The following is a 24,403-nucleotide window of genomic DNA, read 5'->3' as shown; positions in this document are numbered from 1 at the left end:
GGGTCCTGCCGTTGCTATCCGGCAAGCAGCCCTGCGCGCAGCTGGAGGCGGGAACGGTATTTCTCGACCTGGCCATCGTCGGTGAGAAACACCAGGGTGTCCGCACAGTCGATGATGAGGTGGTTCCATTGTTCAACCCGCGCTTGGCTGACGGTGGATGGCGGAAAACTACGCTGCTTCTGGGCGCTACCGGCAATGGACATTGCAAGGTCCGGCGAAAGTGGCATGAAGCCGACCAGATCCTCGATTCGGCGGAGCGGCCAATTAACCAACGCCGCCGGCCTGTCCGAGCTCAGTAGTTCGTGGCCGCCGCTGTTGTGCAAGCGGATAGTGACACCTCCGGACATCAGGGTCGAGGCCATCGCCTCAGCGTGCGCGACCGGCAACAGCTTGAAGAAGTCCTCGGCCTGCCGTGCATCCAGCCCGTGGCCCGCGGCATGTCCCTGAAACTTCCCCAGCACCGCGCTACGCATGGCAGGCGTGCGCATGATCTGCATGCAGAAAAGCTTGGCCAGAGACCCCTGTGCCCCCATGTCCAGACCTGACCGGTCGCCGCTTGCCAGCTGTGCGAGCACAGGCCCGATCTCGGATTCCCATATATTGAACCGCGCCTCGATGAAGGTCTGGTTGCGTTGCTCCGGCTGTGCCGAAGCAGCGGCCTTCAACGCACTCACGAAATACGCGTAGATGGCATCCTCACCCGGCCGATCCCGGTTGCCGGAAAGAGCGTACTCCAACGCCTCGATCACTACAGGATCGGGCAGGAATGTATTGAAATGGTTCTCGCCGCCGGTGTTGATGGCCTTCGAAGGTCGAACGGATCGCCTGCGCAGGTCATATACGCGCAGCATGCCATCACGCTCCCAGCCACGCAGATAGGAGTCGTGCACAAAGTGGTGGTATGTAGGGGGTTTCATTGCTTTGATACAAGACACACTTCGGCCCATGATGCACGCGATTCAAACGCAGCACTAGACCGGCGCGGCTCCGAATGCGAAGCGATTGCCGGCGAGGAACATCATGCGGCCGCATTCCTTCGTGACGGGCAGAGCGAACGCTCGCCGGTGACGACGGTGACGACGGTGACGACGGTGAACAGCTTCAGCCGGGCAAATGTGTACGCGCCTGCGACTGTGGTCTGCTTCGCAGATCAGCCCTGCCTGCCATGCCTATACTACCGCCGCTTCCATCCCGGCCATCGCTGCACCTGCCGGTGGAAGCGGCGGGGCTGGATGTCCCCGTCGGGCCGGCCGCCACGCTGCCGCCGGCCTTGCCAGTGATTTGTAACCCGATGCGGTTCAACCAATCACCAGGGGGAAGGCTATGCGTTACACACGTCGTGATTTTCTTGCCACCACCGCCAGTGCTTCATTGGCATCACTGGTCGCTTCCGGCGCCTGGGCCAGCGGCACGGCACCGGCCGAAAAGGCCGCGCAGGCACGCTACCACCGCTACAACGTCACCAGTCCCGAAGGCCAGCGCATGCTGGCCAGCTACGCCCGTGGCATCAAGGCCATGCTGGCACTGCCCGCGAACGATCCCCGCAACTGGTTCCGCAATGCCTTCGTGCATCTGATGGATTGTCCGCATGGCAACTGGTGGTTCTATGTCTGGCACCGTGGCTATGTCGGGTACTTCGAGCAGACCATCCGCACGCTCAGTGGCGATCCGCAGTTCGCCATGCCCTACTGGGACTGGACCGAGCTGCCACGGATTCCCCCGGCGATGTTCGACGGCGTGCTGGCGCCCACTGACAGCGCCTATGCGCCGTATACGCGCAACCTGGCGGTCTTCACCCAGTTCATGCGACCGGCACTGCAGCGCTACTGGGACACGCTGGATGCAGGCCAACGCGATCAGCTCAAGTTTCGCAGCTATCTCACCGCGGATGACGTGTGGAACGATGTCACCGGCTACAGCGTCGCGGAGAAGACCGGCATCTCGGGCAATGCGGCCTATGCGATCACCTGCGGCGCCCGCTATCTCTGGCGCGAGAATCCCGGCTTCGATGCCAAGACCGCTTCGGCGGTGTCTCCCGACACCATCCATGCGGGGTTGTCGCCGGTCGAGTTCTACAATGCCGATGTGAGCCGCAGCTTCACCAGCTCGCGCACGGCCTCGCACGTGGTGCAACCCGACGGCGCCACGAAATTCTCGGTGCTCGAAGGCTTCCCGCACAACAAGGTGCACAACTGCATCGGCGGTGTCGGCGCGGTCGATCCCGGCCCCTACGGCAACATGACCAACTTCCTGTCGCCGCTCGATCCGATCTTCTACCTGCACCACGCCAACATGGACCGCCTGTGGGACGTGTGGAACCAGCTGCAGCAATCCCGCGGCAAGCCGATCATGCCCATCGACGTCAACCAGCGGCGTCAGTTCATGAACGAGCCGTTCCGCTTCTTCGTCGATGCACAGGGAAAACCTGTTGGCGAGCGCCCGGCAAGCGCATTCTTCTCCACCACGGCCTTCGACTACGACTACGTCTATGGCGGCCGCAACGACCTGCTGAAGGCGGCTGCGCTGCCGGCGGCTGCAGGTGCGGTGCAGCTGGTGCGCGGTACACGTTCCGATGGCGCCGTCCGCGTGGCTGTCCCGAACGAAGCGGTGCGTGCGCACCTGGCCTCGTCCGGCCCGCGCCAGCTGATTGCTGAAGTCACCCTGGAACGACCGCGGGGGTTGAACAATACGCGCGAGTTCGACGTGCTGGTCAACGCACCGGCCGGCACCTCGGCCGTCGCGGCCGACAGCCCGTACTACGCGGGCACGGTGTCATTCTTCGGGCCGACCATGGCCGGGATGGATCACAGCCATCCCACCACGTTTGCGGTGCCGCTGCCGCAGAAGCTGGGGGCCCTGCAGGCACTCAATGCCGCCGATGGTGGAACGACCACGCTGGAGATCCGCCTCGTCGCATCGTCCGGCCAGGCGCCGCAGTCGTTCCCGGTGCTGGATGCCTCCATCCTGGTGGCACCGCTGCAGCCCTGAGGGAGCAAGGCAGGTGCCGGCGATGTCCGGCACCTGCCTTCGCCGCGACGGAGGTCAGCCGGCCTGCCCCAAGCGCGCCTTCAGCTGCTGGATCTCCTGCTCGCTCACCCCGATCGATTTCAGGTAGCCTTCGGCGCCGCCATACTGGCTGTGCAACGCGGCCAGGAACTGTTCCATGTTGTCCGGCGCGGTGCCGGCCATGCCGGCCATCTTGCGGCCGATCTCCGGGTTCTGCTTGACCAGCGCCATGATCTGCGCGTTCATCGCGCTGTCCTTGGGCTGCCCTTCCAGGTAATGCGCGGAGATTGCGTAGTTGTGCACGATCTCGGCCTTCGGCACGCCCGCCAGGTCCAGCAGCAGACCGGCGATGATGCCGGTGCGGTCCTTGCCGGCCGTGCAATGGAACAGCACCGCACCGTCCTGTTGCGCGGCGATGCGCTGGAACACCTGCTTGAACTGCGGTTGGCTGTGGCCCAGCCATTGCACATAGGCCTCGCCGAGCGAATCGGGGAAGCTGGCCATCATCTTCTGCAGGTCCATCTTCTCGGTGCCCATCAGCGAAATGCGCTGGTAGTCGAAACGATCATCGCTGGCCAGCAGGTCCGGCGACTGCGCTTCCTCGTCGGCGGTACGCAGGTCGATATCCAGCTTCACGCCCACCGCCGCCAGTGCGTCGCGGTCAGCATCGGTCAGGCGGCCAAGATCGGCCGTGCGCACGAACGCACCGGCCGGAATCGGGCCCTGGCGGCCCTGCAGGCCGGCAAAGGTGCGGACGTTCCAGGCGCCCTGCAACGGAATCACCCGCTGCGCATCGGCCGCGGCCGGCTTCACGTTGGCGGAGGCCGTCGGCTTCGTGGCGATCGCCGGTGCTGCGTCGGCGGCAATGGCCAGTGCGGCCAGCGGCAGGCTGATGGCCAGTGCCAGGGCAAATCCAGTGTGGCGGGTTTTCATGGTGGTCTCCAGGAGCATCAGAAGTTGACGGCCACATCCAGGCCGAAGGTGCGCGGATCGTTGAAGATGCCGGTCTGGCCCAGTGCTGGGCTGTTGAGCTTGTAGAACAGGTGCTGCTCATCGAGCAGATTGCGTGCCCACAGCGAGAACGACATCGTGGTGCCAGTGCTGTTCACCGGAACATCGACCAGCGCCACGCGGGCATTGACCACGAACGAGCTGTCGGTGCGCACCTGGTCGTACTCGCTGGTGTAGTAACCATCGGACCAGTTGCCGTCCACATGGAATTTGAGCGCCGAGAAGTTGGCGAACGGCACCAGGTAGTCGACCGACAGGCTGCCTGCGTTCTTCGGTGCCAGCAGCGGCTGCACGGTCACCTGCACGCCAGCGCCGAACGGATCCGTCGCGGTCTGCGCGTCGATCTTCGTATAGGCGTAATTGAGACCAAGGGTCAGGTTGTCCACCGGCACCACGTTGAATTCCAGCTCGGCACCGCGCGATGTTCCATCGCTCAGCGCATTGGTGGTGACCATGGTGGTACGGGTCTCGCCACTGTTCGGATCGAACGGCAGCGAGAAATCCATCTGCTTGTGCGCGATGGTGGAATCGAACAGCGCCAAGTTCAGGCGTGCGCGGTTGTCCCAGAACTGCGATTTGAAGCCAAGCTCGTAGGCGGTTACCTGCTCCGGCCCGAACGCGCTGTAGTTGGTCGAACGCGAGTTGGCACCACCGGCCTTGAAGCCGGTGCTGTACTTGGCATAGACCATCGCGTGCTCGCCCAGGTCGTAGGCGATGTTGACCATCGGATCGAAGCGGCTCCAGCGGTCCTTGAATGCAAGGTTCGTCGCCGCGCCATTGACGATGTACAGGCTGCCCTTCTTGTCATCGCGGGTGTAGCGGCCGCCGGCGGTCAGGTGCAGGCCCGGCATCGCCTCCGGGGTCCACGTGGCCTGGCCGAACACGCCCAGGCTGTCGGTCCACGCCTTGCTGGCGCGGTCGATGCGTACCCGCGAAAGGTCCAGCGGATTCGTGGCCGGATTCAACGTGTAGCTATTCCCGCCCGGCCCCCAGACCAGCATGTTCGGGGTCTGCGCATTGTCCCCGGCCGTCTCGTGGTAGTAGAACGCACCACCGAGGAACTGCACCTGCGCGGTGTTGCCGATCAGCTGGAACTCCTGGCTGTACTGGTGCTGGTAGACCTGGGCCAGGCTGTAGCGGCCGAACGGCGTCCCTGCACCACCGTAGGCCGAGATCGCATCGACCAGGCCCATGTCGAACTGGCCCTGGGTCAGCTCACGGTAGGAACTGATCGACTTCAGCTCAAGGGCGTCATTCAGCACCCACGACACGTTCAACAGATGGCCGCTGGTACGGCCGATGTTGTCTTCCTGCGGGCCGCCCAGGATCGCGCTGTCGCGACGGTCGAGGCTGGCGCCGGCCTTCTGCAGCGGGCTGAGATAGGCGCCCGGCACCAGCACCTGGGTGTGGTACGGCGTGGTCGCATCATAGGAACGGTCGAACGCGTACAGCAGTGAGACATCATCGCGGGGCTGCCACAACGCGCTCAGGCGTGCGCCACGCTTGTCGTAGCTGTTGAAGTCACGCTCGCCGCGCATCGGGTTGTCGGTGGTGCCGCCACGCTTGGCCTGCACCGCGTCGATCTTGAAGCTGACATCGCCCACTTTGGGCAGGTCCAGGTGCAGCGCGCTGTTGTAGCCACTGAAGTTGGATACACCAGCACTCACGCTGCCGCCAAACTCGCCGGTCGGTGCCTTGGTCACGATGCTCACCGCGCCGCCCTCGGTATTGCGGCCGAACAGCGTCCCCTGCGGGCCTTTCAATACCTCGATGCGTTCCACGTCGTACAGCATGCTGCCCAGGCCCTGCGCGCGGCCCATGAATACACCGTCTACGTAGATGCCAACGCCGGCATCGCGCGCCAGTTGGTTGGCATCACCGGACGCACCGATGCCGCGGATGCCGATGTTCAGGGCTGAACTTCGGGTGGCGAACGGTGTCACCCGCAGCGAGGGAATGGAGCCATCGGACAGGCTCCCCAGCGAGATCGCGCTGCGATCCTTCAGCGCCTCGGCATCGACGACCGATACCGAGATCGGTGTTTCCTGCAGGTTGGTGGCACGTTTCTGTGCAGTCACCACCACCTGGTCCAGAGCGACCACGGCACGTGCAGCATCGGCGGACGCGGCGGCGTCGGTGGAGGGACCATCTTCGGCATGGGCCAGCACCGGCAGAGCGGCGGCGATGGCGAGGGTGAGCAGCGGGCGGTGCAGCGAGGCGTGGCGCATCGGACTCATTCGCGGAAGGAGAAGGCCGGCGCAGTCTGGGAGACGGCAATTACAAATGAATGACCGTTCATTCACACCTTTTGTGACGTACTATCCCGCCCCTGGACGCCCCAACCTCACGCAATGACACCGAAATCTGCCGTAGCCGGTCCCGCCGAAGATCCTGCCGCTGCCCACGCCGAGGCCCAGCGCCGGCGCATTCTCGATGCGGCCCAGACCTGCTTCATCACCCATGGCTTCCACGCCGGTTCGATCGGCGATATCGCCACCGAAGCAGGCATCAGCCAGGGGCTGATGTACCGCTACTTCGCCAACAAGCGCGCCCTGATCCTGGCCTTGATCGAGCGCCAGTTGCGCCACGACCAGGCCTCGATCGGCGACATGCCGGCGGCCTCGGATCTGGTGGACGGCCTGCTGGCGTGCTACCAGCAGTGGGCACGCGGCGAAGTGTTGCCGATCCATGGCAACGCCATCGCCAGCGTGGCGCTCTACGCGGAGATCAACGCCGAGGCGCATCGCGACCCGGTCCTGGCCGAAGTGCTGCGCACCCACGACCAGCAGACCAGCGCGGCGATCCACACCTGGTTGCGCCAGCGTGATACAGGGCTGGGCCGGCACGTGGACGAGGAGCAGATCGCCATGCGCACCCTGCTGCTGCGACTGCTGGTGGAAGGCCTGGCCATGCGCGCGGTACGCGACCCGGACCTGCCGCCCGCACGGGTACGCGCGTTGCTCGCCGATGCCATCGGGCGGGTGATGGCGGACTGATCCCGGCTGGGCGTCACTCCGGCAGGGTGACCCTCGGCTTCACCTGCTTGAACGGCGCACACCTGATCCAGTCCTGCTGGTGTCTGCGTATACCGCTCCATGTCGACGTCATGAGTTCCTTCGCCTCCGCCGCCGAGTAGAGGTAGCTCTCCGCAGGATACCCCGCCGCTTGCATGCACAGCAGGACGTCCCGCATGTTGGACTCGATCCACTGATCGGCCCTTGATCCCTCGATCCCGCCCCAGTGAAGCATCGCCCCCATCAGCACCCGGGCACGCAACGTCCCGGTGTGATAGAGATTCTGCACCCTGGGGAAGGCCGAGAAGGCCAGTGTGGTCCCCACCAGGAAGTCAAAGGCGATCGAGAGCTTCTGCGCCTCGTCCATCGGGCGGCCGTCCGGCTGGGATCTCAGCAGCCAGGTCGCCAAAAACCGTCCCGCCATTTCATCCGCGTCCGACTCGATGTAAAGACGCATCTGGGTATCGACTGCTGCCGGTTGCAGTGGGCGTTCGTCCATGTAGAGACTGCCGCGGGTGGCCATTTCATAGCCAAGATGGCCTCTCACCACGTGCGCGAACTCATGCATGAAAACTGCAAGAAATCCACAATGCGCGTAACGGACGCCTCGATCCCTTCTCTGCTGGCTACCCGGAATGAGGAAGGTTTCAAGCCGCGGCCACTCCATCGTCGCCTCCAGCGTACCCTCCATGGGAAGCGCTGCATCCAGCCCGGGAACACTCAGAACCCGATAGGCCGCGACAACGGTCTCCAGAAGGCTACCTGCCGTGACTGACAGGCCGTAAACGGGCTCACCCGGGTGTATGCACCAAGCCATGCCATTGGCGTACGGGGAGTCCGTCACGAATCCGCACAATCTTCCGGGCCGAAAGGAATGGATCGCCCCCCCGAAACCCCGACGCACGGCGGCGAATGCGGCCTTGACGATCTCCATCCCATCCTGTGCCTTTCCCTCCACCAAGAATACAGGGGGAAGCGTGCTCGTTGCGCTCAGTGGCGCGCAGTCATGCTTTCTGAGCGTCGCGATGGCAGCGACACGGTCACGTTGCTGCAGCTGGCCAAACTCGTATGGATTCAACGCAGATCCACAGCCTTTGAAAAGGCCAAGCCAGCGCGCATGGGGATTGACTCGAATGTGCAACAGCCGACTCCTGCATGGACAGTCTGATGTCAGGAAAAACCTGACATGAACCCGCCGCATGCGAACGCATAATAGGAACCTGCACCCAGCCTGGGGAGGGCAGGTGCAACCCGACTTTCGACGAAACGGCCGCATGCAGGCTTGGAGAATGTAGATCATGAAGATCACCCCGACAACACTCACGCTCCAGCAGTTCTTCTCGGTGGGAAACGAGCAGTTCCTAATACCGGCCTACCAGCGCAGGTACGCTTGGGGACAGCGTCAGCAGCGCGAACTTTTCGACGACATCCGCCTGCTGCCAGCCGGTGACGCGCACCTGCTGGGCACGGTACTGCTGCTGTCGGACACACACACGCCCGGCGTGAATCATCTTGAGCTGGTTGACGGCCAGCAACGCGTCACCACCCTCACCATCCTGATGCGCGTGCTCGCGCGCAGATACGAAAAGGATGGCGACAAGGAGGCCGCGCAGGAACTTGAGAAGCTGCTCCAGTGCCGTGGCATCGATCGCAAGACCCAGCCGAAGCTCCATCTTGGCGACCTGGATCATTCCGATTACGCGTCCATCATGGACTCGCTGGATGTCTCCGAAGTCGAGAACGAGCGACTGAAGGGCGCCCACGTCAACTTCACCACCTGGGTCCAGCAGCTGAAGACTGATGAGCTCAACGAGTTCTTCCACAAGCTGCTCAACAACGCGTCAATCATCCGCCTGGACGTGGGCGCGGCAAAGGATGCCTACAAGCTCTTCGAGACCATCAACAACCGCGGGCTGCGCCTGAAGCCCACCGACATCATCAAGAATTTCCTGCTCGGCCATGCTTCTTCGCTTTCGCAGGCCATGCTGGACAAAGTGAAGGACGATTGGCGGAAGCTGATTGTGGCCCTTGACGGGCTCGACAGTGACGCCTTCTTCCGCCAGTGGTTGGCCGGAAAGCTCCATCGCAAGGTATCAAAGACCAAACTGGTGGGCGACTTCAAGTGGTACTACCTGCGTAGCGTGGTGGAGGCCGAAACCATGACCGAATTCCTCTCTTCGGTCATCAAGGACGAAGAGGACGACGAGGATACGGAGGATGCAATTGTTGCCGTGTCAGACGAGGACGATGCCGTGGTTTCCGGCTCCAGGGTTGGCAAGGTCAGGAAGGTCAAGCTGATCGCATTCGCAAAAGCCCTTCGCCAGTCAGCCGAACTCTATTCGAAGCTGCTCTGGTGCGAGACTGGCTCTGACAAGCTGGACCGGCATATCAGCAATCTCGAGGATATCAAGGCGTTCCAGGCCTTCACGTGGCTGCTGGACATGTTCGGCAGGGACAGCCTCGACGAGAAGGCCAGGATCCGGCTGCTCAGGACGCTGGAGTCCTTCATGATGCGCAGGCATATCTGCGAGAAGCGCTCCAACGAACTTGAAACGATCTTCGCAATGCTGACAGGCCTGGATGACGTCGATTACGAGAAGACCGCCATACGTACCCTGCGCGAGCACACGCCCGACGACGATGAGTTCAGCGCCGCGTTCGCGGCATTCCCCTTCGTGCCCGCCGTGATCAATCGTGCCAGATATGCGCTGCAGGTGCTCGAGTACGATGCGATTGGCCACAAGAACGAGTACTACCTCGCCGATCCGGATGAGCTCGAACTCGAACACATCATTCCGAAGGCTGCAGACAAGGCCAGCACCAAAAAGGAGCTTGGTGATTGGCCAAGCTATCTTGGCGACGGATGGAAATCCAAGCATTCACGGATGCTGCATCGGATCGGCAACATGACCCTGATCGCCGACGAGCTGAATGTAGTGGCATCGAACAATCCCTTCCAGTCCAAGAAGAAGGAATACGTCAATTCGAACATCCGGTTGACCCGGGACATCGCCGGGCTGCCGCATTTCAGGTTCAAGCAGGTCGAGGAGCGGTCCCAGTATTTCGCGAGTCGCGCCGTTGTGCTGTGGAAGGTCTGACGCCAGGCCGAAGGTGGTTCAGCGACGACTGCCGGGAATGGCGTTAGCCCCGGCAGTCGACAGGTCTGACATTCGGTCCGGAACCGTTCTGCACCCGCACCGGCGGAGCCGCCCGCAGCAGGCTCCTGGCCCTACGTTCAGGGGAGCAAGGCCACACCCGCACGCCGCGCGCTGACCTGGGGTGCCTCCAGACCATCACGCGGTCTCCCGCCCCGCCGGCTCGATACTCGCCCGGTCCGCCCTTCCGAGACTCCTTCGATGGCTGCTGTGCTTGCTCGTACCTGCCTGACCACGCTGTGCTGCCCGGCCCGCCCTGGCCCAGGACGCCTCGTTCGGCTTCGGCGAACAGACCACCCGCAAAACGATCAGACCACACAATCCGGCAGCACCCAGAGCGGGAGGGGCAAGATCTCTGACTTCCACGTGTCGGGAGATGGATGTTGAACGGGCACCGTGAATCGGATGGAGCACGCTTGTATCTCAATGCCAAGGGGCGCTGAAGTGCCCTATCCACGCAGCCCCCGTGATATCGGCCGCTGCCTGCTGTTGTCTGCGCTGCTGCCCGCAGCGATGGTCAGCGCAGCGACGGCTGCAACGCCGCCGCTTGCACCTGTCGAGGCGCGCGTACCGTTCGCACCAGCGCCGTTCACCGGCAGTGACGGCACACGCCATCTCGCCTATGAGCTGCACATCAGCAACTTCTATGGCGACACCGGCAGCTTGTTCCCCCAGGGGCTGCAAGTGTTCGGTGATACCTCCGCGCAGCCGCTGCTGTCCCTGGATGCCAAGGCGCTGGCAGACTGGACGCGCCCGGCGCCGGCCGATGGCGCGCCGGTTGCCATTGCCGCCGGCAAGCGTGCCGTGGTGTATGTCTGGCTCACCCTGCCGACGGCGGGCCACGTGCCGAAGACGCTCCGCCACCACATCGATTTCCGCACCGAGCGGCAGGAGCTTGTTCGCCTGGACGGCGCCACCGTCGCCCCGGTGCAGGCGCCGGCGCCGGTACTCGGGCCGCCCCTGCGCGGCGGCCGATGGCTGGCCCATGAGGGGCCGGGCGCTGCGGGATCACATCATTGGGGCAGCCTGGTGGCTGTCAATGGCGCACTGACCATTCCCCAGCGCTACGCGCTGGATCTGGTCGGCGTTGATGCCCGCGGGCACGCCCTGCGCAGCTCTGCCACGGACCTGCAGAAGACGCGGCACAGCGACTGGGTCGGCTACGGCGCGCAGGTCATCGCGGTGGCCGACGGCACGGTGCGCGATGCCCGTGATGGCGAGCACGAGCACACGCCGCTGACCCCGCAGCCCGAGCCGGCCACTCTGACCACCCACGACCTGTTCGGCAACTACGTGGTGCTGGAGATCGCGCCCGGCGTGTTCGCCGGCTATGCCCATCTGCGCACCGGCAGTGTGGCGGTCAGGCCCGGCCAGACCGTCCGCCGCGGCCAGGTGCTGGGCGAGCTCGGGCAGTCCGGCAACTCAGCCGCGCCACACTTGCATTTCCAGCTCGCCAACGGTGCCACCTTCGAAGGTTCGGAAGGTCTTCCCTACGTCTTTGATCAGTTCCAGTACTACGGGCCCGAATCCGAAGCCCAGCTGTTCGGGCAGGGTCCGGCCTGGAAGGCCAACCACCCGGCAGCGCGGCAGCAGCAGCTGCCACTGAACGACGAAGTGATCGGCTTCTGAGCGGGGGTGGGCCCGGCGCCGCCGGGCCGCCACATCACGCGGGCATCACCCATGTCTGGCACTAGATAACGGCTGCAGCACCAGCATTGCTGCACTCCCCACTGCCGACGCCCCCACCCTGCCCCGCGCCATGGACGAAGCCGACAGACTGCTTGAAATAGACCGACTGCGCCTGCTCGACACCCCGCCGGAGCCGGTGTTCGATGCCATCGTCGCGGCCGCGCGCTCTGCAACCGGCATGACCATGGGCCTGATCTCCGTGGTGGCCGATGAGCGCCAGTGGTTCAAGGCCAACATCGGCCTGGAGGGCGTCAGCGAGACCTCACGGGAGATTTCCTTCTGCACCCATGCGATCCGCCAGGACGAACTCTTCGAGATCCCGGATGCACGCCAGGACCCGCGATTCTCCACCAATCCGCTCGTAACCGGCGGCCCGCGCATCCGACACTATGCTGGCATCGCTCTGGGTTCGGCCTATGGCGCGCGCATCGGCACCCTGTGCCTGCTCGACCCGATGCCCGGCGTGCTCTCGCCGTCGCAGCGCGAGCTGATGGTGCACCTGGCCCGGGTCACCACCCAGGTTCTGGAGCAACGCAGCACATTGCTGGCCCAGGTCGGCCAGGCCAAGGCCCTGCACCGTGAACTGAAGCGCAGCGAAGACTTCCTTGAGCGCACCAACCGTGCTGCGCGCGTGGGCGGCTGGGAACTTGACCTGGTCAGCAACGAAGTGCGCTGGACCCGTGAAACCAAGCAGATCCATGGTGTGCGCGGCAATTACCAACCCACACTGGAGACCGCGCTGTCGTTCTATCGCGAAGACAGCCGCAGCATCATCCGCACCGCCGTGCAGCGCTGCATCGACGAAGGCGCATCGTGGGAAGTCCAGCTGCCGATGATCACCGCCGACGGACGCAGCATCTGGACCCGTGTGGTCGGCGGACGGCAGCAGGTTGACGGGCATCCACGGCTGGTCGGTGCGATCCAGGACATCACCGAGGAACGCGCCGTACTCGACGCGCTGGAGGCCAGCGAGACGCGCTACCGGCGCCTGTTCCATTACAGCCTCGGCCTGATCTGCACGCACACCCTGGATGGCACGCTGACCTCGGTGAATCCCGCTGCCGTGCAGTCGCTGGGCTTTGACGAAAGCCAGATGGTCGGTCGCAGCCTCGGCGAGCTGATGCCGGCCGATCGCCGCGATGGATTTTCCACCTACCTGGAGCGCATCCGGGCCAACCACACCGATTCAGGCGTGATCGAGTTGATCGGCGCCGATGGCCTGCGCCGCTACTGGGCCTACCACAACGTCCTCGACGAAGAGGCCGATCCGCCCTACGTGCTGGGCCACGCGCAAGATGTGACCGCGTTGCGGCAGCAGGAGCGCATCATGCGGGAGCTGTCGCAGCGAGATCCGCTGACCCATTGCCACAACCGCCGCTACCTGCATCGCCTCGACGCGCTGGTCGGTGCATCCTGGGCGTGCCTGCTGTTCGACCTGAACCATTTCAAGCAGATCAACGATCTGCAGGGCCATCGCCGCGGCGATGCCGTGCTGGTGGAATTCGCCGCCTTCCTGCGCCGGCCGCTGGCTGAGCGCGAGGCCGTGGTACGGCTCGGCGGCGACGAATTCCTCGTTGTCATCGAAGCGCCGGCGGCGCGACTGGCGGCACTGGAACGCTGGTACCGGCAACACGCGGCAACCGCGCCGGCCTCCTTCTCCATGGGCTGCTCGGAGCATCAACCCGGTGAAGCGGTGGCCGAGACCATTCACCGTGCCGACAGCGAGCTGTATCGCACGCGAGCACGGGTACGGCGCGACGTGCGCCCCGATCCCGATCCGCATTCGATTGACCGTTGACGTTACTCCGACGCCAACGCCTGGATCGGGTCCAGCTGTGCTGCGCTGCGTGCCGGGAAGTAGCCGAAGCCCAGGCCGATGGCTGACGAACACGCCAATGCAACCAGCACCGGTGCTGGCGAGAACAGCAGCGGCACGCCCAGCGACAGCACGCTGGACAGCACGCCCACACTGAACGCCAACGCCACCCCCAGCACGCCACCGGACAGGCAGATCAATACCGCCTCGATCAGGAACTGGCGCAGGATGTCGCGTTGCCGTGCACCGACCGCCAGGCGCACGCCGATCTCACGCACACGCTCCTTCACCGACACCAGCATGATGTTCATCACCCCCACCCCGCCCACCACCAGCGCCACCGCAGCGATGGCCGATACCAGCGCGGCCATGGTCCGGCTGGAGTTCATCACCGCCTTGCGGATCTGGTCGGCGTTGTAGATGAAGAAGTCACGACCACCGTGGCGACGCTGCAGCTCCGCCGCCAGCGACGCTTCGGCCGCCGTGGTCGGCACGTCATCGCGCACGCGTACGGTGATGCTCTCCAGGCGTTGGCTGCCAAGCAACCGCGAAGCCGCCGAGGTGTACGGCACATAGACCGTCGGTGTCGCTCCGCTGGTCAAGGCACTGGCGGCAACCACGCCGATCACTTCAACCGGCATGCCGCCCAGCAGCACCGTGCTGCCGATCGGGTTGCCGCTGAACAATGCCGTGGCCGCCTTCTGGTCGACCACGCCCACGGCGCGATGCGCGTCCACTTCGGCATCGGTGAAGAAGCGCCCAGCCTTCAGTCGCAATCCGCGCACGCGTGGCAGGTCGGCGCCAACGCCCAGCACCTGGGTATTGGCACGTCGGTTGCCCTGCTGTGCGGCCACCGACCCACCGAGGTTCGGACTGACGCTGTCCACGTAGCTCAATGCGGCCAGATGATCCGCATCGCCGACCACCAGTGTCTCGATTTCCGCAGAACGTGGATCACCAAAGTCGGCACCCGGGAAGATTTCCAGGGTACTGGCGCCGAGTTCGTTGATCTGTGACTCCACCTGCGCCTGCGCGCCCTTGCCCAATGCGACCACGGTGACCACCGCAGCCACGCCGATGATGATGCCCAGCATGGTCAGCAGCGTACGCAGCCGATGCGCCAGCATCGAGCGCAGCGCCATGCGCGCCGCCTCGCGCAGCCCATCCAGGCGCGCCCCGCGCTCCGCCGGCTGCGTCGGGATGCGGCTCGCATGCGCCACCCCGGTATCGGGTGCGGCGCACTGATCCCCACGGTCGGCGACCACGCGGCCATCGGCAATTTCGATCACCCGGCCGGCATGGGCCGCAATCGAAGCATCGTGGGTCACCACGATCACGGTATGACCCTGCTCATGCAGCCGTTTCAGTTCAGCCATCACCTGCTGGCCGCTGGCATGATCGAGCGCACCGGTCGGTTCATCGGCCAGCACGATGGCGCCGCCGTTCATCAGTGAACGGGCGATGGACACGCGCTGCTGCTGGCCGCCGGACAGCTGGCTGGGCCGGTTTGTGCTGCGCTCACCCAGCCCCAACGTCTCCAGCAATGCCTGCGCGCGCAGCGTACGGCGCGCTTCATCCACGCCGGCATAGACCGCCGGCAGCGCCACGTTCTCGGTGGCGCTGAGGTTCTCCATCAGGTTGTAGCGCTGGAAGATGAAGCCGAAGTGTTCACGGCGCAGGCGTGCCAGCTCATCAGGCAGCATCTGTTCGGTGGCCACGCCGTTCACCCGATAGCTGCCTGCAGTCGGCCGGTCCAGGCAGCCGAGAATGTTCATCAGTGTTGATTTGCCCGATCCCGACGGACCGATGATGGCGATGAACTCACCCGCGTCGATGCGCAGTGACACATCCTTCAGCACCACCACCTCGCCGGCGGCCGAACGATAGGCGCGCGAGACGCCGTGGAGTTCAAGCAGAGCGCTGGCCATGCTCAGATTCCCAACAGGCTGGTGGGTTCGGTGCCCACGCCAGCGGGCGCCTGCGCCACCACCACGTTCTCGCCTTCGCGCAGGCCGGAAAGGATCTGCACGGCTGTGGCGTTGCGCAGGCCGGTCGTGACCGTGCGCGCACGGACACGCCCCTTGCCGTCCACCACCTGCACGATTGCGCGTCCCCCCTCCGCGGTCCCGGACCCGGCCAGCGCCGTCAACGGCACCTGCAGCGCGTTGCGTGCACGCGCCAGCTGGATCGTCACCTTCACCGTCATCGACGGCTTCAGTTTCAGGCCCGGATTGGCCACATCGAACACGCCTGCGTAGTACACCGCCTTCGGCGCCTGCGCCGATCCCCCTGCCGTGGCGGCGGCCACTTCGGCAATCGAGGCCGGCGCGGGTTCCAGCTGTTGCAGATGGGCATCATAGCGGCGGCCGCCCGGGCCCAGCGTCGAGAACCACAGCGGTTGCCCCGGCACGATCAGTTCCACGTCGGCCTCGGCAATCTCGGCGCGCACGGTCATCGTATCCAGCTGCGCCAGCATCACGATGGTCGGCGTGGTCTGCATCGAGTTGAGCGTCTGCCCGGCCTTGGTGACGATGGCCACGATGTAGCCGTCGGAGGGCGAAACGATGCGGGTATAGCCCAGATTGATCTGCGCTGTCTCCACCTGGGTCAGCGCCTGGTCGATCTGCGCCTGCAGCGCAGCGACCTCCGAACGCGCCGCATCGCGGGCAACCCGCGCGCTCTCGAAGCCCTCCCGGGAAACCAGCCGCGAGGCCAGCAGCTGCGCCTGGCGTTCATACACGCGGCCCGCCTGCGCCGAGCGCGCCTGGCTGGCCGCGTGCTGGGCGCGCAGCGCGTTGGCGGCGGCCTCGGCGCTGCGCAGGGCGATGCGTTGCGGTTGCGAATCGACTTCGGCGATCAGGTCGCCGGCCTGTACCCGCTGTCCCAGCATCACATGCAGACGTTTGACCTGGCCGGACACCTGCGCGCCCACCGCCACCAATTCCTTGGGATTGACCCGGCCGACCGCCTGCACGCTCTTTTCCAGATCAGCCACCCGCGCCGGCGCGGTGATCAGCGCGTTTCCCTCGTCGTCGGCCAGCACCCACGCGGCGGCGGCCCCGACAACGACGGTTGCGGCCAGGGCAAGAGTCCAGGTCCTGCGATTGTTCATCGAATCATCCGGCGGCGTGCGATCACCCAATGCGATCGCTTCGCCGCAGTCTGGGCGGTGCCGATGGATGTTTCTTGGAGCCACTGTGGAGATTGCATGGAGCCGGGGCGTCGTTCAGGCACCACGCCCGCGGCTGAACCTGTGGGCGTGCATCCATGCAATCTCGACACAATCTCGACCGAGTCTCCATCAACCGGGGCTAGCCTCGTCGGCCTTGCCGACTGCCCGCTCATCGTGTCCCGCCCACGCCCGCCCCTACCGCCCATCGATGTGCGTTGCGCCGATCTGGACTGGGCCGCGCATGCCGAAGCGCAGGCGATCGAGCAGCGACGATGATCCCGCCTCCACAGCCTGCCCCTGCACACCTTTCCAGCCCGCACCACGCAATGAAACCTGATATGCGACCACGCCAGCCTCCGCTGATCCTGATCGCCGAAGACGAGGCGGAGATCGCCGACATCCTCGGCGCCTACCTGACCCGCTCCGGCCTGCGCTGCAGCCGCGCAGCCGATGGTGAGGCCGCCCTCGTCCTGCATCGCCAGCTGCGTCCAGACCTGGTGCTGCTTGATGTACAGATGCCGAAGTTTGACGGCTGGCAGGTGCTGAGCGAACTGCGTCGGCGCGGCACCACGCCGGTCATCATGCTCACCGCGCTGGACCAGGACGTGGACAGGTTGACTGGCCTGCGGGTGGGCGCCGACGACTACGTAGCCAAGCCGTTCAACCCGGCCGAGATCGTCGCCCGCGTGCAGGCGGTCCTGCGCCGCAGCGCGAAGGCACCGAGCGACGATGGCACCGGCGTGATCCGCCAGGGACCGTTCGAGATCGACCTGCGCAGTCACGACGTTACCGTGCGCAGTGGCGAGCAGATGCATGCGCTGAACTTCACTCTCACCGAATTCCGGTTGCTCGTGCACCTGGCCCGCGCGCCGCGCCAGGTACACAGCCGCGCGGACCTGCTGCATGCCTGCCTGCCCGAAGGCGATGCCCAGGAGCGTACCGTGGACAGCCACGTCAGCAAACTTCGCCGCAAGCTGGAAGACGCCGGCGTCATTGGCATTCCCGCCACCATCCGTGGTGTGGGCTACCGTTTCCTGGATTGAATCATGACCTCCAAAGGCAAGAGCATCGGCCGCCAGATCACGCTCTCCATCTCGGTCGCCTCGTTGTGCTCGACCGTACTTTCGATCAGCGGCTTCTACCTGTTCTACTACCTGATGGAAGTGTTCTATCCGCGCTGGTACGACGAACCGGAAACCATCATGCCCTCGGGCCTGGAGTGGTTGTGGATCGGCCTTACGGCCACGCTTGTGGTCGCGCTGGCCACACTGATCGCCTCGCGCCTGACCCGGCGGATCATCACGCCACTGAACTCGGTCGCCGAAAGCCTGCGCCGGGTTGCCGGTGGCGATCTGGGTGCACGGGCGCGTGGCGGTGATGCTTCGATGGCGGAGGCTGCCGCGCTGGTCAACGACTTCAACACCATGGCCGAACGCCTGAGCCGGATGTCCGAGAATCGGGTGTTCTGGAACGCGGCGATCGCGCATGAACTGCGTACGCCGATGACCATCCTGCGCGGTCGCCTGCAGGGCATTGCCGAAGGCGTGTTCGCCCCCGGGCCAGAGCAGTTCAACAGCATGCTGACCCAGCTGGAAGGCCTGACCCGCATCATCGAGGACCTGCGTGTAGTCAGCCTGGCCGAGAGCGGTCATCTGGATCTGCGCCTGCAACGCAGCGACGTGACGGTCCAGGTAGCGGCGGTGGTCGAAGCGATGTCCGACGCCCTCACCGAGAGCGGCTTCTCGGTGATGCTTGATGCGCGCCCATCACTGGCCGACTGCGATCCAGCACGCATCCGCCAGGCGGCGCTGGCACTGCTGGAGAATGCACGGCGGCATGCTGTTCCCTGCCCCTTGCAGGTGCGCGTCACGCTGGCCCAGGGCCATTGCACGGTGGCGGTGGAGGATTGCGGCCCCGGCGTGCCGGATGATCTGCAGGACAGCATCTTTGAAGCATTCCAGCGCACCGATGTCTCACGCTCGCGGCAGAGTGGCGGATCCGGGCTCGGCCTGGCGGTGGTCCGCGCCATCGCCGTCGCCCATCACGGAACCGCGCTCTGCCGACCGACCGAGCGGGGTGGCAGTTCGTTCGAGATCCGCTGGCCGGTACACGCCCGTCGCTGAACGCTGGCGGTTTCTCCACGCAATCTCCATCGATCCTCCATGCCTGCTCCAAAGGGCGGCCGATACTGGGCGCGACCCGGGGGATGACAGACATCCATCCCCCGCCCTGTCTCCGAATCGCCCAGGCATCCCATGAAACACCCCCACGATCCGGCGGCCGCCGCCGGCAGCATCGGCCAGCAGAATGCGGCCGCCACCCTGAAGGCCATCCTGCGCACCTACCCCTGGCAACTCACCGGCACGTTCTCGCTGGTGGCGCTGGAGAACGCACTGCTGCTGGCCTATCCGCTGTTCGCTGGCTTCGCAGTGGACGCCATCATTGGCGGCAACATCGGCCATGCCGTCTCCTACGCCGGCGTGGTGCTCCTGTTCTGGCTGGTCGGTGCCGCCCGTCGCGCGGTCGACACACGCACCTTCACCCGCATCTATGCCGATCTGGCAGTGAACGTCGTGCAGGCGCAGCGCCGGCTCGGCCAGGCCACTTCGACCTCGGCAGCGCGTGTGGTGCTGGCCCGCGAGTTCGTGGACTTCTTCGAGAAGCACGTGCCGATCATCGCCACCGCGCTGGCATCGATGTTCGGTGCGGTGGCCATGCTGCTGGCCATCGAGCCGATGGTCGGCGCCGCCGGCCTGGTCACCCTGCTCGGCGCATTGCTGGTGCTGCCCGCGTTCGCACGCCGCAACGAGCAGCTGCATGGACGGCTCAACAACCGTCTGGAACACGAGATCCGGCTGGTCGACCGGGTCAGCTCCTCGGTGCTGCGCCGCCACTACACCACCCTGTCGCGCCTGCGCATCCTGCTGTCGGACCGCGAGGCGGGCGCCTATGTGGTGATTGGCCTCGCCGCTGCGGCATTGTTCGCGCTGACCATCGGCCGCCTCGCCAGCAGCGATGGCGTGACCCCGGGCCACGTCTATGCAGTGATGACCTATTTATGGACTTTCGTCGGCAGCCTGGACGATGCGCCATCGATGGTCGATCAGCTCGCACGATTGAAGGACATTGGCCGCCGTGTCAGCCCCGGCATGGATGATGCGGAAGGCAAGGACGCGGCCTGATCGGTAGATCCCCACCTTGGTGGGCACCGATACACGGCGCCGCCGACCCAGGTTGGCGACTACCCGGTCAGCATCAAGAGCGGCCGAGCGGGGGCTCGGCGCTACAGGAACCCAGCCATGCGCTCCAGCTCATCCTCCAATGCGCCACGAAACACCCGATCGCGCGCCGGCGACTTGCCGGCATAGCCGATGCTCGATTCCAATTCACCGTCGCGCACGCTGAGATTGGCCCAGCCCACCACCTGGTCGTGCCACAGCACCGGTAGTGCGTAGTACCCGTACTGGCGCTTCGGTGCAGGGGTGTAGGCCTCGAACTTATAGACCCAGCCCCACAGCAGCTCGAAGCGGCGACGGTCCCACACCACCGGATCGAAGGGAGCCAGCAGACGCACCTGTTCGTCCGGCGCATGCCGACGCGAGCGCGGGTTCTCATCCGCAGGCCAGTACCAGGTCGTCCCTTCCAACGTGCAGCTGGCCAGCTCTTGCTTGGCCAGCTTCAACGCCTGCCGGGTCTGCTCGACCAGGTGTGGCGCGCCGTAGCCCAGCAGGCGCACCAGATAGGTCAGGCTGGCTGATGGCAGTGGTGCGTACTTGCGGACCACCAGATCGATCAGGGCCGTCGCGCGTTCGATCTGCGCCCGCTCGCTGCCATCCGCCTCGGCGTGGTCAGCCAGCGCATAGATGCGGGTGCCGTTGTCACGCCGCTGCACACGCAGCAGACCGCGGTAGTGCATACCCTCGAGCAGGTGCGTGCTCGCATTGCTGGTGCCGCCCCAGTAGTTGGTCACCCGGCCATGCGCGAAGGCCTGGTCGACCTCGCGCGGGTGCACGTTGCCGCGCTCGCGCACGAAGGCCAGCACGTCCGCGGCGCGGCGATGGGTCTCAGCGTCCCACTCGCGCCGGGACACGCGTGGATGCATCAGCGCCAGATGCTCACGCGGCAGGAAGCCGTAGTTCACCAGGCAATCCTCTTCCACCGGCAGGCGCGCGTAGCGCCGCTCCAGATCGCCGGCGCGGTAGTCCTTCACGCGATGGCGCAGGGTCAGGTCCTGCGCACGTGCCGGCGCACGGATCGGATCGGCCTGCACGAAGCCCAGGCGGCGGATAGCGGTCAGCAGCGTGGTGGGTTTGAACAGGGTGCGCGCCACCGCGTGGCGGCGCAGATCATCGAGGGTGACTGTGGCAGGCATGGCCGCATTGTATTCTCGACATCGCAGGATCCGTCCAGTAGAACCGGGCCGTGCCTGGCTGGCGCGGTGACAAACCACGGAAGGCATCCACGCATGACGTGGATCTACTGCTTCAGCAGCTGCAACGAGCCGATCACCAGAGCGTGCATGCCCTGCTTGAACTCGCAGATCACCTGCCCTTCTTCGTCATCGGCAATTGCATAGATCGTGTCGGCCCCGGCGATGCAATAGAAGGCGATTGTCGCCAGCAGCCAGCGCGCCTTGTCCAGTGGCAGGCCGAATACCTCGGCCACATGCGCCTGATGCGAGGCGATCTTCTCCAGCATCGGCGTACTCGCGACCGCACGCCGCAGCAGGTACGGCGGCAGCCCGGGGTGCGCCTTCACCACCGCGCACAGCGATTCCACGAAGACCATCAGGTAAGCCTGCAGCCCGCCCGGCGCATCGACCGACGCGCGCGGAATCTGCCAGCGCTGGAACACGGCCTCGGCCACCAGCCGCTTCAGTGCCTCCAGATTGGCCACGCGCTTGTACAGCGCGGCCTGGGTCACGGCCAGCTCGGCGGCCACATTGGCCATGGTCAGGTTGGGCAGGCCCAGGCGGATGCCGATGTCGGCCAGCCGTTCCGGAGTGATGGTGGGCGGGCGGCCACGGGGCGGCGCCATTGGATCGGGTTGCATGCTCATACGGGAGTGAGGGTGCCAGCAAAGGGACCCACTTGTCCGCTCCCATTTCTTTAGTTTATTTTACTCAACTAATTCGGAACGCGCCTGGCTCCCTGCCTGTGCGTCTTCCGGAATCGAGCCCGTGGCTCACTTCCCGCCAGGTTCCCCACCCAGCCAACAACCCCGCGCTGCGCCCTTTCCCCGTGCTTGCCGATAGCAGCGCGCCAGGCGCGTCCGCGCCTGCGATTCACAGGAACCTGGTATGACCGTGCATGACCTCCCCGCTTCGCCCATCCGCGCCACCATTGGGCCGGCCCGCCTGTTGCTGCATCCGCCGGGCATGGCCCGACGCTACCGACTGTCGGTACTCGCGCTTGGGTTGCTCCCGGCATTCGCCGCGCTCGCCGAATCGGCGCCGTCCACCCTGCCTTCGGTGCAGGTGCAGGAACAACGCCGGATCACTGCGGACTATACGGGTGGCCAGGTCGCCGCCGGCAGCCGCGTCGGCCTGCTCGGCGACAGGGACTTCATGGACACACCGTTCAGTACGGTCAGCTACACCGAGTCGTTCATCCGCGACCGCCAGGCCAAGGACCTCACCGACGTCATCGCCGCCACCGACCCTACGGTGTTCAGCAACGGCGTCACCGGCGCATGGAGCGAGAACTATGCCATCCGTGGCTTCGCTTCCAGCACCAGTGACACCACCTTCAACGGCCTCAGCGGCATGGCACCGTATTACCGCACCTCGCCGGAGATGTTCGAGCGCATCGAGGTACTGAAGGGCCCGTCGGCACTGCTCAACGGGATGCCGCCGGGCGGCTCGGTCGGCGGCGCGGTGAACCTTGTGCCCAAGCGCGCCGGCGAACAGCCGCTGCTGCGGGTCAGTGCCAACTTCGCTTCCGATGCGCAGTTCGGTACGCATGTGGACGTGGGCCGCCGGATGGGCGCCGACCAGCAGTTCGGCATCCGCTTCAACGGCGCCTGGCGCGATGGCGACGGCGCGGTCGGCAAGCAGCGCAAGAAGGTGCAACTGGGTTCGCTGGCGCTGGACTGGCGCGGTGAGCGTGGCCGCCTGTCCGCCGATCTGTACAGCGCCGACGACCGCGTGGACGGCCCGGCGCGTGGCGTCGGCCTGGCGCCGGGCGTGGCGATTCCACGCCCACCGCGCGGCGACACCCTGATCAACCCGGACTGGGCCTACGTGGACAGCCAGGACAAGGGTGCGATGCTGCGCGGCGAACTGGATATCAATGACAACCTGATGGCCTACCTGGCCTATGGCACCAGCAGGACCGACTACCGCTACAACGGCTCGATCAGCGCGCAGATCCTCAACCCGGCCGGCGACTTCAGCACGGTGATCGGCCAGTTGGCCTTTGACATCAGGAAGCAGTCGGGCGATGCGGGCCTGCGCGGCACCTTCCACACCGGCAGCGTTGGCCACCAATGGGCCGCCAACGTGACCCACTACCAGCACACCCAGAACGACTACGGTCGCCGCAGCGTGCCAGGGTGGGACTGGACCACCAACCTGTACTCGCCGGTCTGGGGCCCTGCCGCACCGTTCGTCGCGCCGCATATCTCGCACACCGAACTACGCCTGGACAGCCTCGGCTTCGCCGATACCCTCTCCTTCGCGGATGACCGCGTACAGCTGACGCTGGGCGTGCGCCGCCAGCAGGTGGTCAGCGAGACCTTCAACGTCGCCAGCGGTGCGCGCACCTCGCGCTACGACGAGAGTGCCATCACCCCGGCCGCCGCGCTGCTGGTGAAGGCTACCGACACGCTCTCGGTCTACACCAACTACATCGAGGGGCTCAGCCAGGGCGCCACCGCGCCGATGACCGCCGCCAACGCCGGCGATGTGTTCGCACCGTTCCGCACCCAGCAGAAGGAGCTGGGCCTGAAGCTGGATCTGGGCGGTTTCGCGCACACCTTCAGCCTGTATGAGATCAAGCGTCCGAGCAGTTACACCGACCCGGTCACGAACATCTTCTCGTTCGGTGGCGAGCAGCGGAACCGCGGCGTGGAATGGGGCTTCTTCGGTTCGCCGCTGGATGGCGTGCGCCTGTTGGGCGGCGCCGCCTATGTGCAGCCGAAACTGACCCGCACCGCAGGGGGCGTGAATGAAGGCCGCATCGCCACCGCCGTTGCGCAGCGCCAGGCCAAGCTGGGCGTGGAGTGGGATCTGCCCGCGCTGCAAGGCCTGACCCTGACCGGCAATGCCACGGCGATGTCCAGGCAGTACATCAGCGCCGACAACAGTCTGTCGGTGCCCGGGCGTACGTTGTTCGATGTGGGAGCCCGCTACAGCACGACCGTGGCGGGCCGACCGCTTGCACTGCGGGCAACCGTGAACAACGTGACCAACAAGGCCTACTGGGGCATGCCGTTGCTGTCGAGCCTGGCGCTGGGCGCGCCGAGGACGGTGTTGTTGTCGGCGACGATGGATTTCTAGAAGGCATCCACGCATGGCGTGGATCTACTGTAGAACCACGCC

The 24,403-nt window shown here is 65.4% G+C and carries 17 protein-coding genes; 9 read left to right on the top strand and 8 right to left on the bottom strand.

Translation table 11 applies throughout. The annotated features are described in order from the left end of the window. Positions 1-14: 14 nt before the first annotated feature. A complete protein-coding gene (locus tag ABH900_RS01370) occupies positions 15-917 on the bottom strand; it encodes a DUF4238 domain-containing protein (protein ID WP_429620575.1) in 903 nt (300 codons plus the stop codon). A 406-nt stretch (positions 918-1,323) separates the two neighbouring features. On the opposite strand from ABH900_RS01370, the gene ABH900_RS01365 reads away from it, so the two are divergent. After that, positions 1,324-2,988, top strand: coding sequence for a tyrosinase family protein (locus ABH900_RS01365; RefSeq protein WP_429620572.1), 1,665 nt, complete (start codon positions 1,324-1,326; stop codon positions 2,986-2,988). 54 nt (positions 2,989-3,042) lie between these two features. Here ABH900_RS01365 and ABH900_RS01360 read toward each other — a convergent pair whose 3' ends face one another. Together ABH900_RS01360 and ABH900_RS01355 are read right to left on the bottom strand one after the other, a co-directional pair. Then, positions 3,043-3,939 (bottom strand): tyrosine-protein phosphatase, encoded by an 897-nt coding sequence (locus ABH900_RS01360; RefSeq protein ID WP_429620570.1) that lies wholly within the window; start codon positions 3,937-3,939, stop codon positions 3,043-3,045. A 17-nt stretch (positions 3,940-3,956) separates the two neighbouring features. After that, positions 3,957-6,245: a TonB-dependent receptor gene (locus tag ABH900_RS01355; RefSeq protein WP_429620568.1), complete on the bottom strand. Its 2,289-nt coding sequence runs from the start codon at positions 6,243-6,245 to the stop codon at positions 3,957-3,959. Positions 6,246-6,368: 123 nt separating this feature from the next. Here ABH900_RS01355 and ABH900_RS01350 point away from each other — a divergent pair, with 123 nt between their 5' ends. Next, a complete protein-coding gene (locus ABH900_RS01350) occupies positions 6,369-7,013 on the top strand; it encodes a TetR/AcrR family transcriptional regulator (RefSeq protein ID WP_429620566.1) in 645 nt (214 codons plus the stop codon). 13 nt (positions 7,014-7,026) lie between these two features. Here ABH900_RS01350 and ABH900_RS01345 read toward each other — a convergent pair whose 3' ends face one another. Further along, a complete protein-coding gene (locus tag ABH900_RS01345; RefSeq protein WP_429620564.1) occupies positions 7,027-8,172 on the bottom strand; it encodes a hypothetical protein in 1,146 nt (381 codons plus the stop codon). Positions 8,173-8,329: 157 nt separating this feature from the next. On the opposite strand from ABH900_RS01345, the gene ABH900_RS01340 reads away from it, so the two are divergent. The 3 genes from ABH900_RS01340 (at position 8,330) to ABH900_RS01330 (ending at position 13,673) form a co-directional block, all read left to right on the top strand. After that, positions 8,330-10,129: a DUF262 domain-containing protein gene (locus ABH900_RS01340; RefSeq protein ID WP_429620562.1), complete on the top strand. Its 1,800-nt coding sequence runs from the start codon at positions 8,330-8,332 to the stop codon at positions 10,127-10,129. Positions 10,130-10,630: 501 nt separating this feature from the next. Continuing rightward, a complete protein-coding gene (locus tag ABH900_RS01335; RefSeq protein WP_429620560.1) occupies positions 10,631-11,815 on the top strand; it encodes a M23 family metallopeptidase in 1,185 nt (394 codons plus the stop codon). A 130-nt stretch (positions 11,816-11,945) separates the two neighbouring features. After that, complete coding sequence (locus ABH900_RS01330) at positions 11,946-13,673, top strand: PAS domain S-box protein (protein WP_429620558.1); 1,728 nt, start codon at positions 11,946-11,948, stop codon at positions 13,671-13,673. 2 nt (positions 13,674-13,675) lie between these two features. Here ABH900_RS01330 and ABH900_RS01325 read toward each other — a convergent pair whose 3' ends face one another. Continuing rightward, entirely contained in the window at positions 13,676-15,619 is a 1,944-nt protein-coding gene (locus tag ABH900_RS01325) for a MacB family efflux pump subunit (protein WP_429620556.1), read from the bottom strand. Between the two features lie 2 nt (positions 15,620-15,621). Beyond that, positions 15,622-16,803, bottom strand: a complete 1,182-nt coding sequence (locus ABH900_RS01320; protein WP_429620554.1) for an efflux RND transporter periplasmic adaptor subunit — start codon at positions 16,801-16,803, stop codon at positions 15,622-15,624. Between the two features lie 386 nt (positions 16,804-17,189). Between ABH900_RS01320 and ABH900_RS01315 the strand changes: the two genes are divergently transcribed. From ABH900_RS01315 to ABH900_RS01305, 3 genes are all read left to right on the top strand, one after another. Then, positions 17,190-17,906 (top strand): response regulator, encoded by a 717-nt coding sequence (locus ABH900_RS01315; RefSeq protein ID WP_429620552.1) that lies wholly within the window; start codon positions 17,190-17,192, stop codon positions 17,904-17,906. A gap of 3 nt (positions 17,907-17,909) precedes the next feature. Next, complete coding sequence (locus tag ABH900_RS01310) at positions 17,910-18,986, top strand: ATP-binding protein (protein WP_429620550.1); 1,077 nt, start codon at positions 17,910-17,912, stop codon at positions 18,984-18,986. Positions 18,987-19,118: 132 nt separating this feature from the next. Continuing rightward, positions 19,119-20,045 (top strand): ABC transporter six-transmembrane domain-containing protein, encoded by a 927-nt coding sequence (locus ABH900_RS01305; protein WP_429620548.1) that lies wholly within the window; start codon positions 19,119-19,121, stop codon positions 20,043-20,045. A 101-nt stretch (positions 20,046-20,146) separates the two neighbouring features. Here ABH900_RS01305 and ABH900_RS01300 read toward each other — a convergent pair whose 3' ends face one another. Together ABH900_RS01300 and ABH900_RS01295 are read right to left on the bottom strand one after the other, a co-directional pair. Next, positions 20,147-21,235: a DNA glycosylase AlkZ-like family protein gene (locus ABH900_RS01300; RefSeq protein ID WP_429620546.1), complete on the bottom strand. Its 1,089-nt coding sequence runs from the start codon at positions 21,233-21,235 to the stop codon at positions 20,147-20,149. Between the two features lie 104 nt (positions 21,236-21,339). After that, complete coding sequence (locus ABH900_RS01295; protein WP_429620544.1) at positions 21,340-21,921, bottom strand: TetR/AcrR family transcriptional regulator; 582 nt, start codon at positions 21,919-21,921, stop codon at positions 21,340-21,342. A 241-nt stretch (positions 21,922-22,162) separates the two neighbouring features. Here ABH900_RS01295 and ABH900_RS01290 point away from each other — a divergent pair, with 241 nt between their 5' ends. Continuing rightward, on the top strand, positions 22,163-24,361 hold the full coding sequence (locus ABH900_RS01290) for a TonB-dependent receptor (RefSeq protein ID WP_429620540.1): 2,199 nt from the start codon (positions 22,163-22,165) through the stop codon (positions 24,359-24,361). Positions 24,362-24,403 lie beyond the last annotated feature (42 nt).

Origin of the sequence: Stenotrophomonas sp. AN71 (genome assembly GCF_050435725.1) — a bacterium.
Classification (GTDB): Bacteria; Pseudomonadota; Gammaproteobacteria; order Xanthomonadales; family Xanthomonadaceae; genus Stenotrophomonas.
Note: the sequence above shows the minus strand (reverse complement) of the source record. Positions and strands in the feature narration are given on the sequence as shown.

Excerpts from the sequence above, each read along its gene's own strand:
- ABH900_RS01355 (WP_429620568.1), bottom strand. The coding sequence starts at position 6,245 with ATGCGCCACGCCTCGCTGCACCGCCCGCTGCTCACCCTCGCCATCGCC.
- ABH900_RS01300 (WP_429620546.1), bottom strand. The coding sequence starts at position 21,235 with ATGCCTGCCACAGTCACCCTCGATGATCTGCGCCGCCACGCGGTGGCG.
- ABH900_RS01350 (WP_429620566.1), top strand. The coding sequence starts at position 6,369 with ATGACACCGAAATCTGCCGTAGCCGGTCCCGCCGAAGATCCTGCCGCT.
- ABH900_RS01290 (WP_429620540.1), top strand. The coding sequence starts at position 22,163 with ATGACCGTGCATGACCTCCCCGCTTCGCCCATCCGCGCCACCATTGGG.
- ABH900_RS01370 (WP_429620575.1), bottom strand. The coding sequence starts at position 917 with ATGAAACCCCCTACATACCACCACTTTGTGCACGACTCCTATCTGCGT.
- ABH900_RS01295 (WP_429620544.1), bottom strand. The coding sequence starts at position 21,921 with ATGAGCATGCAACCCGATCCAATGGCGCCGCCCCGTGGCCGCCCGCCC.
- ABH900_RS01310 (WP_429620550.1), top strand. The coding sequence starts at position 17,910 with ATGACCTCCAAAGGCAAGAGCATCGGCCGCCAGATCACGCTCTCCATC.
- ABH900_RS01360 (WP_429620570.1), bottom strand. The coding sequence starts at position 3,939 with ATGAAAACCCGCCACACTGGATTTGCCCTGGCACTGGCCATCAGCCTG.
- ABH900_RS01305 (WP_429620548.1), top strand. The coding sequence starts at position 19,119 with ATGAAACACCCCCACGATCCGGCGGCCGCCGCCGGCAGCATCGGCCAG.
- ABH900_RS01320 (WP_429620554.1), bottom strand. The coding sequence starts at position 16,803 with ATGAACAATCGCAGGACCTGGACTCTTGCCCTGGCCGCAACCGTCGTT.
- ABH900_RS01315 (WP_429620552.1), top strand. The coding sequence starts at position 17,190 with ATGAAACCTGATATGCGACCACGCCAGCCTCCGCTGATCCTGATCGCC.
- ABH900_RS01365 (WP_429620572.1), top strand. The coding sequence starts at position 1,324 with ATGCGTTACACACGTCGTGATTTTCTTGCCACCACCGCCAGTGCTTCA.
- ABH900_RS01330 (WP_429620558.1), top strand. The coding sequence starts at position 11,946 with ATGGACGAAGCCGACAGACTGCTTGAAATAGACCGACTGCGCCTGCTC.
- ABH900_RS01340 (WP_429620562.1), top strand. The coding sequence starts at position 8,330 with ATGAAGATCACCCCGACAACACTCACGCTCCAGCAGTTCTTCTCGGTG.
- ABH900_RS01325 (WP_429620556.1), bottom strand. The coding sequence starts at position 15,619 with ATGGCCAGCGCTCTGCTTGAACTCCACGGCGTCTCGCGCGCCTATCGT.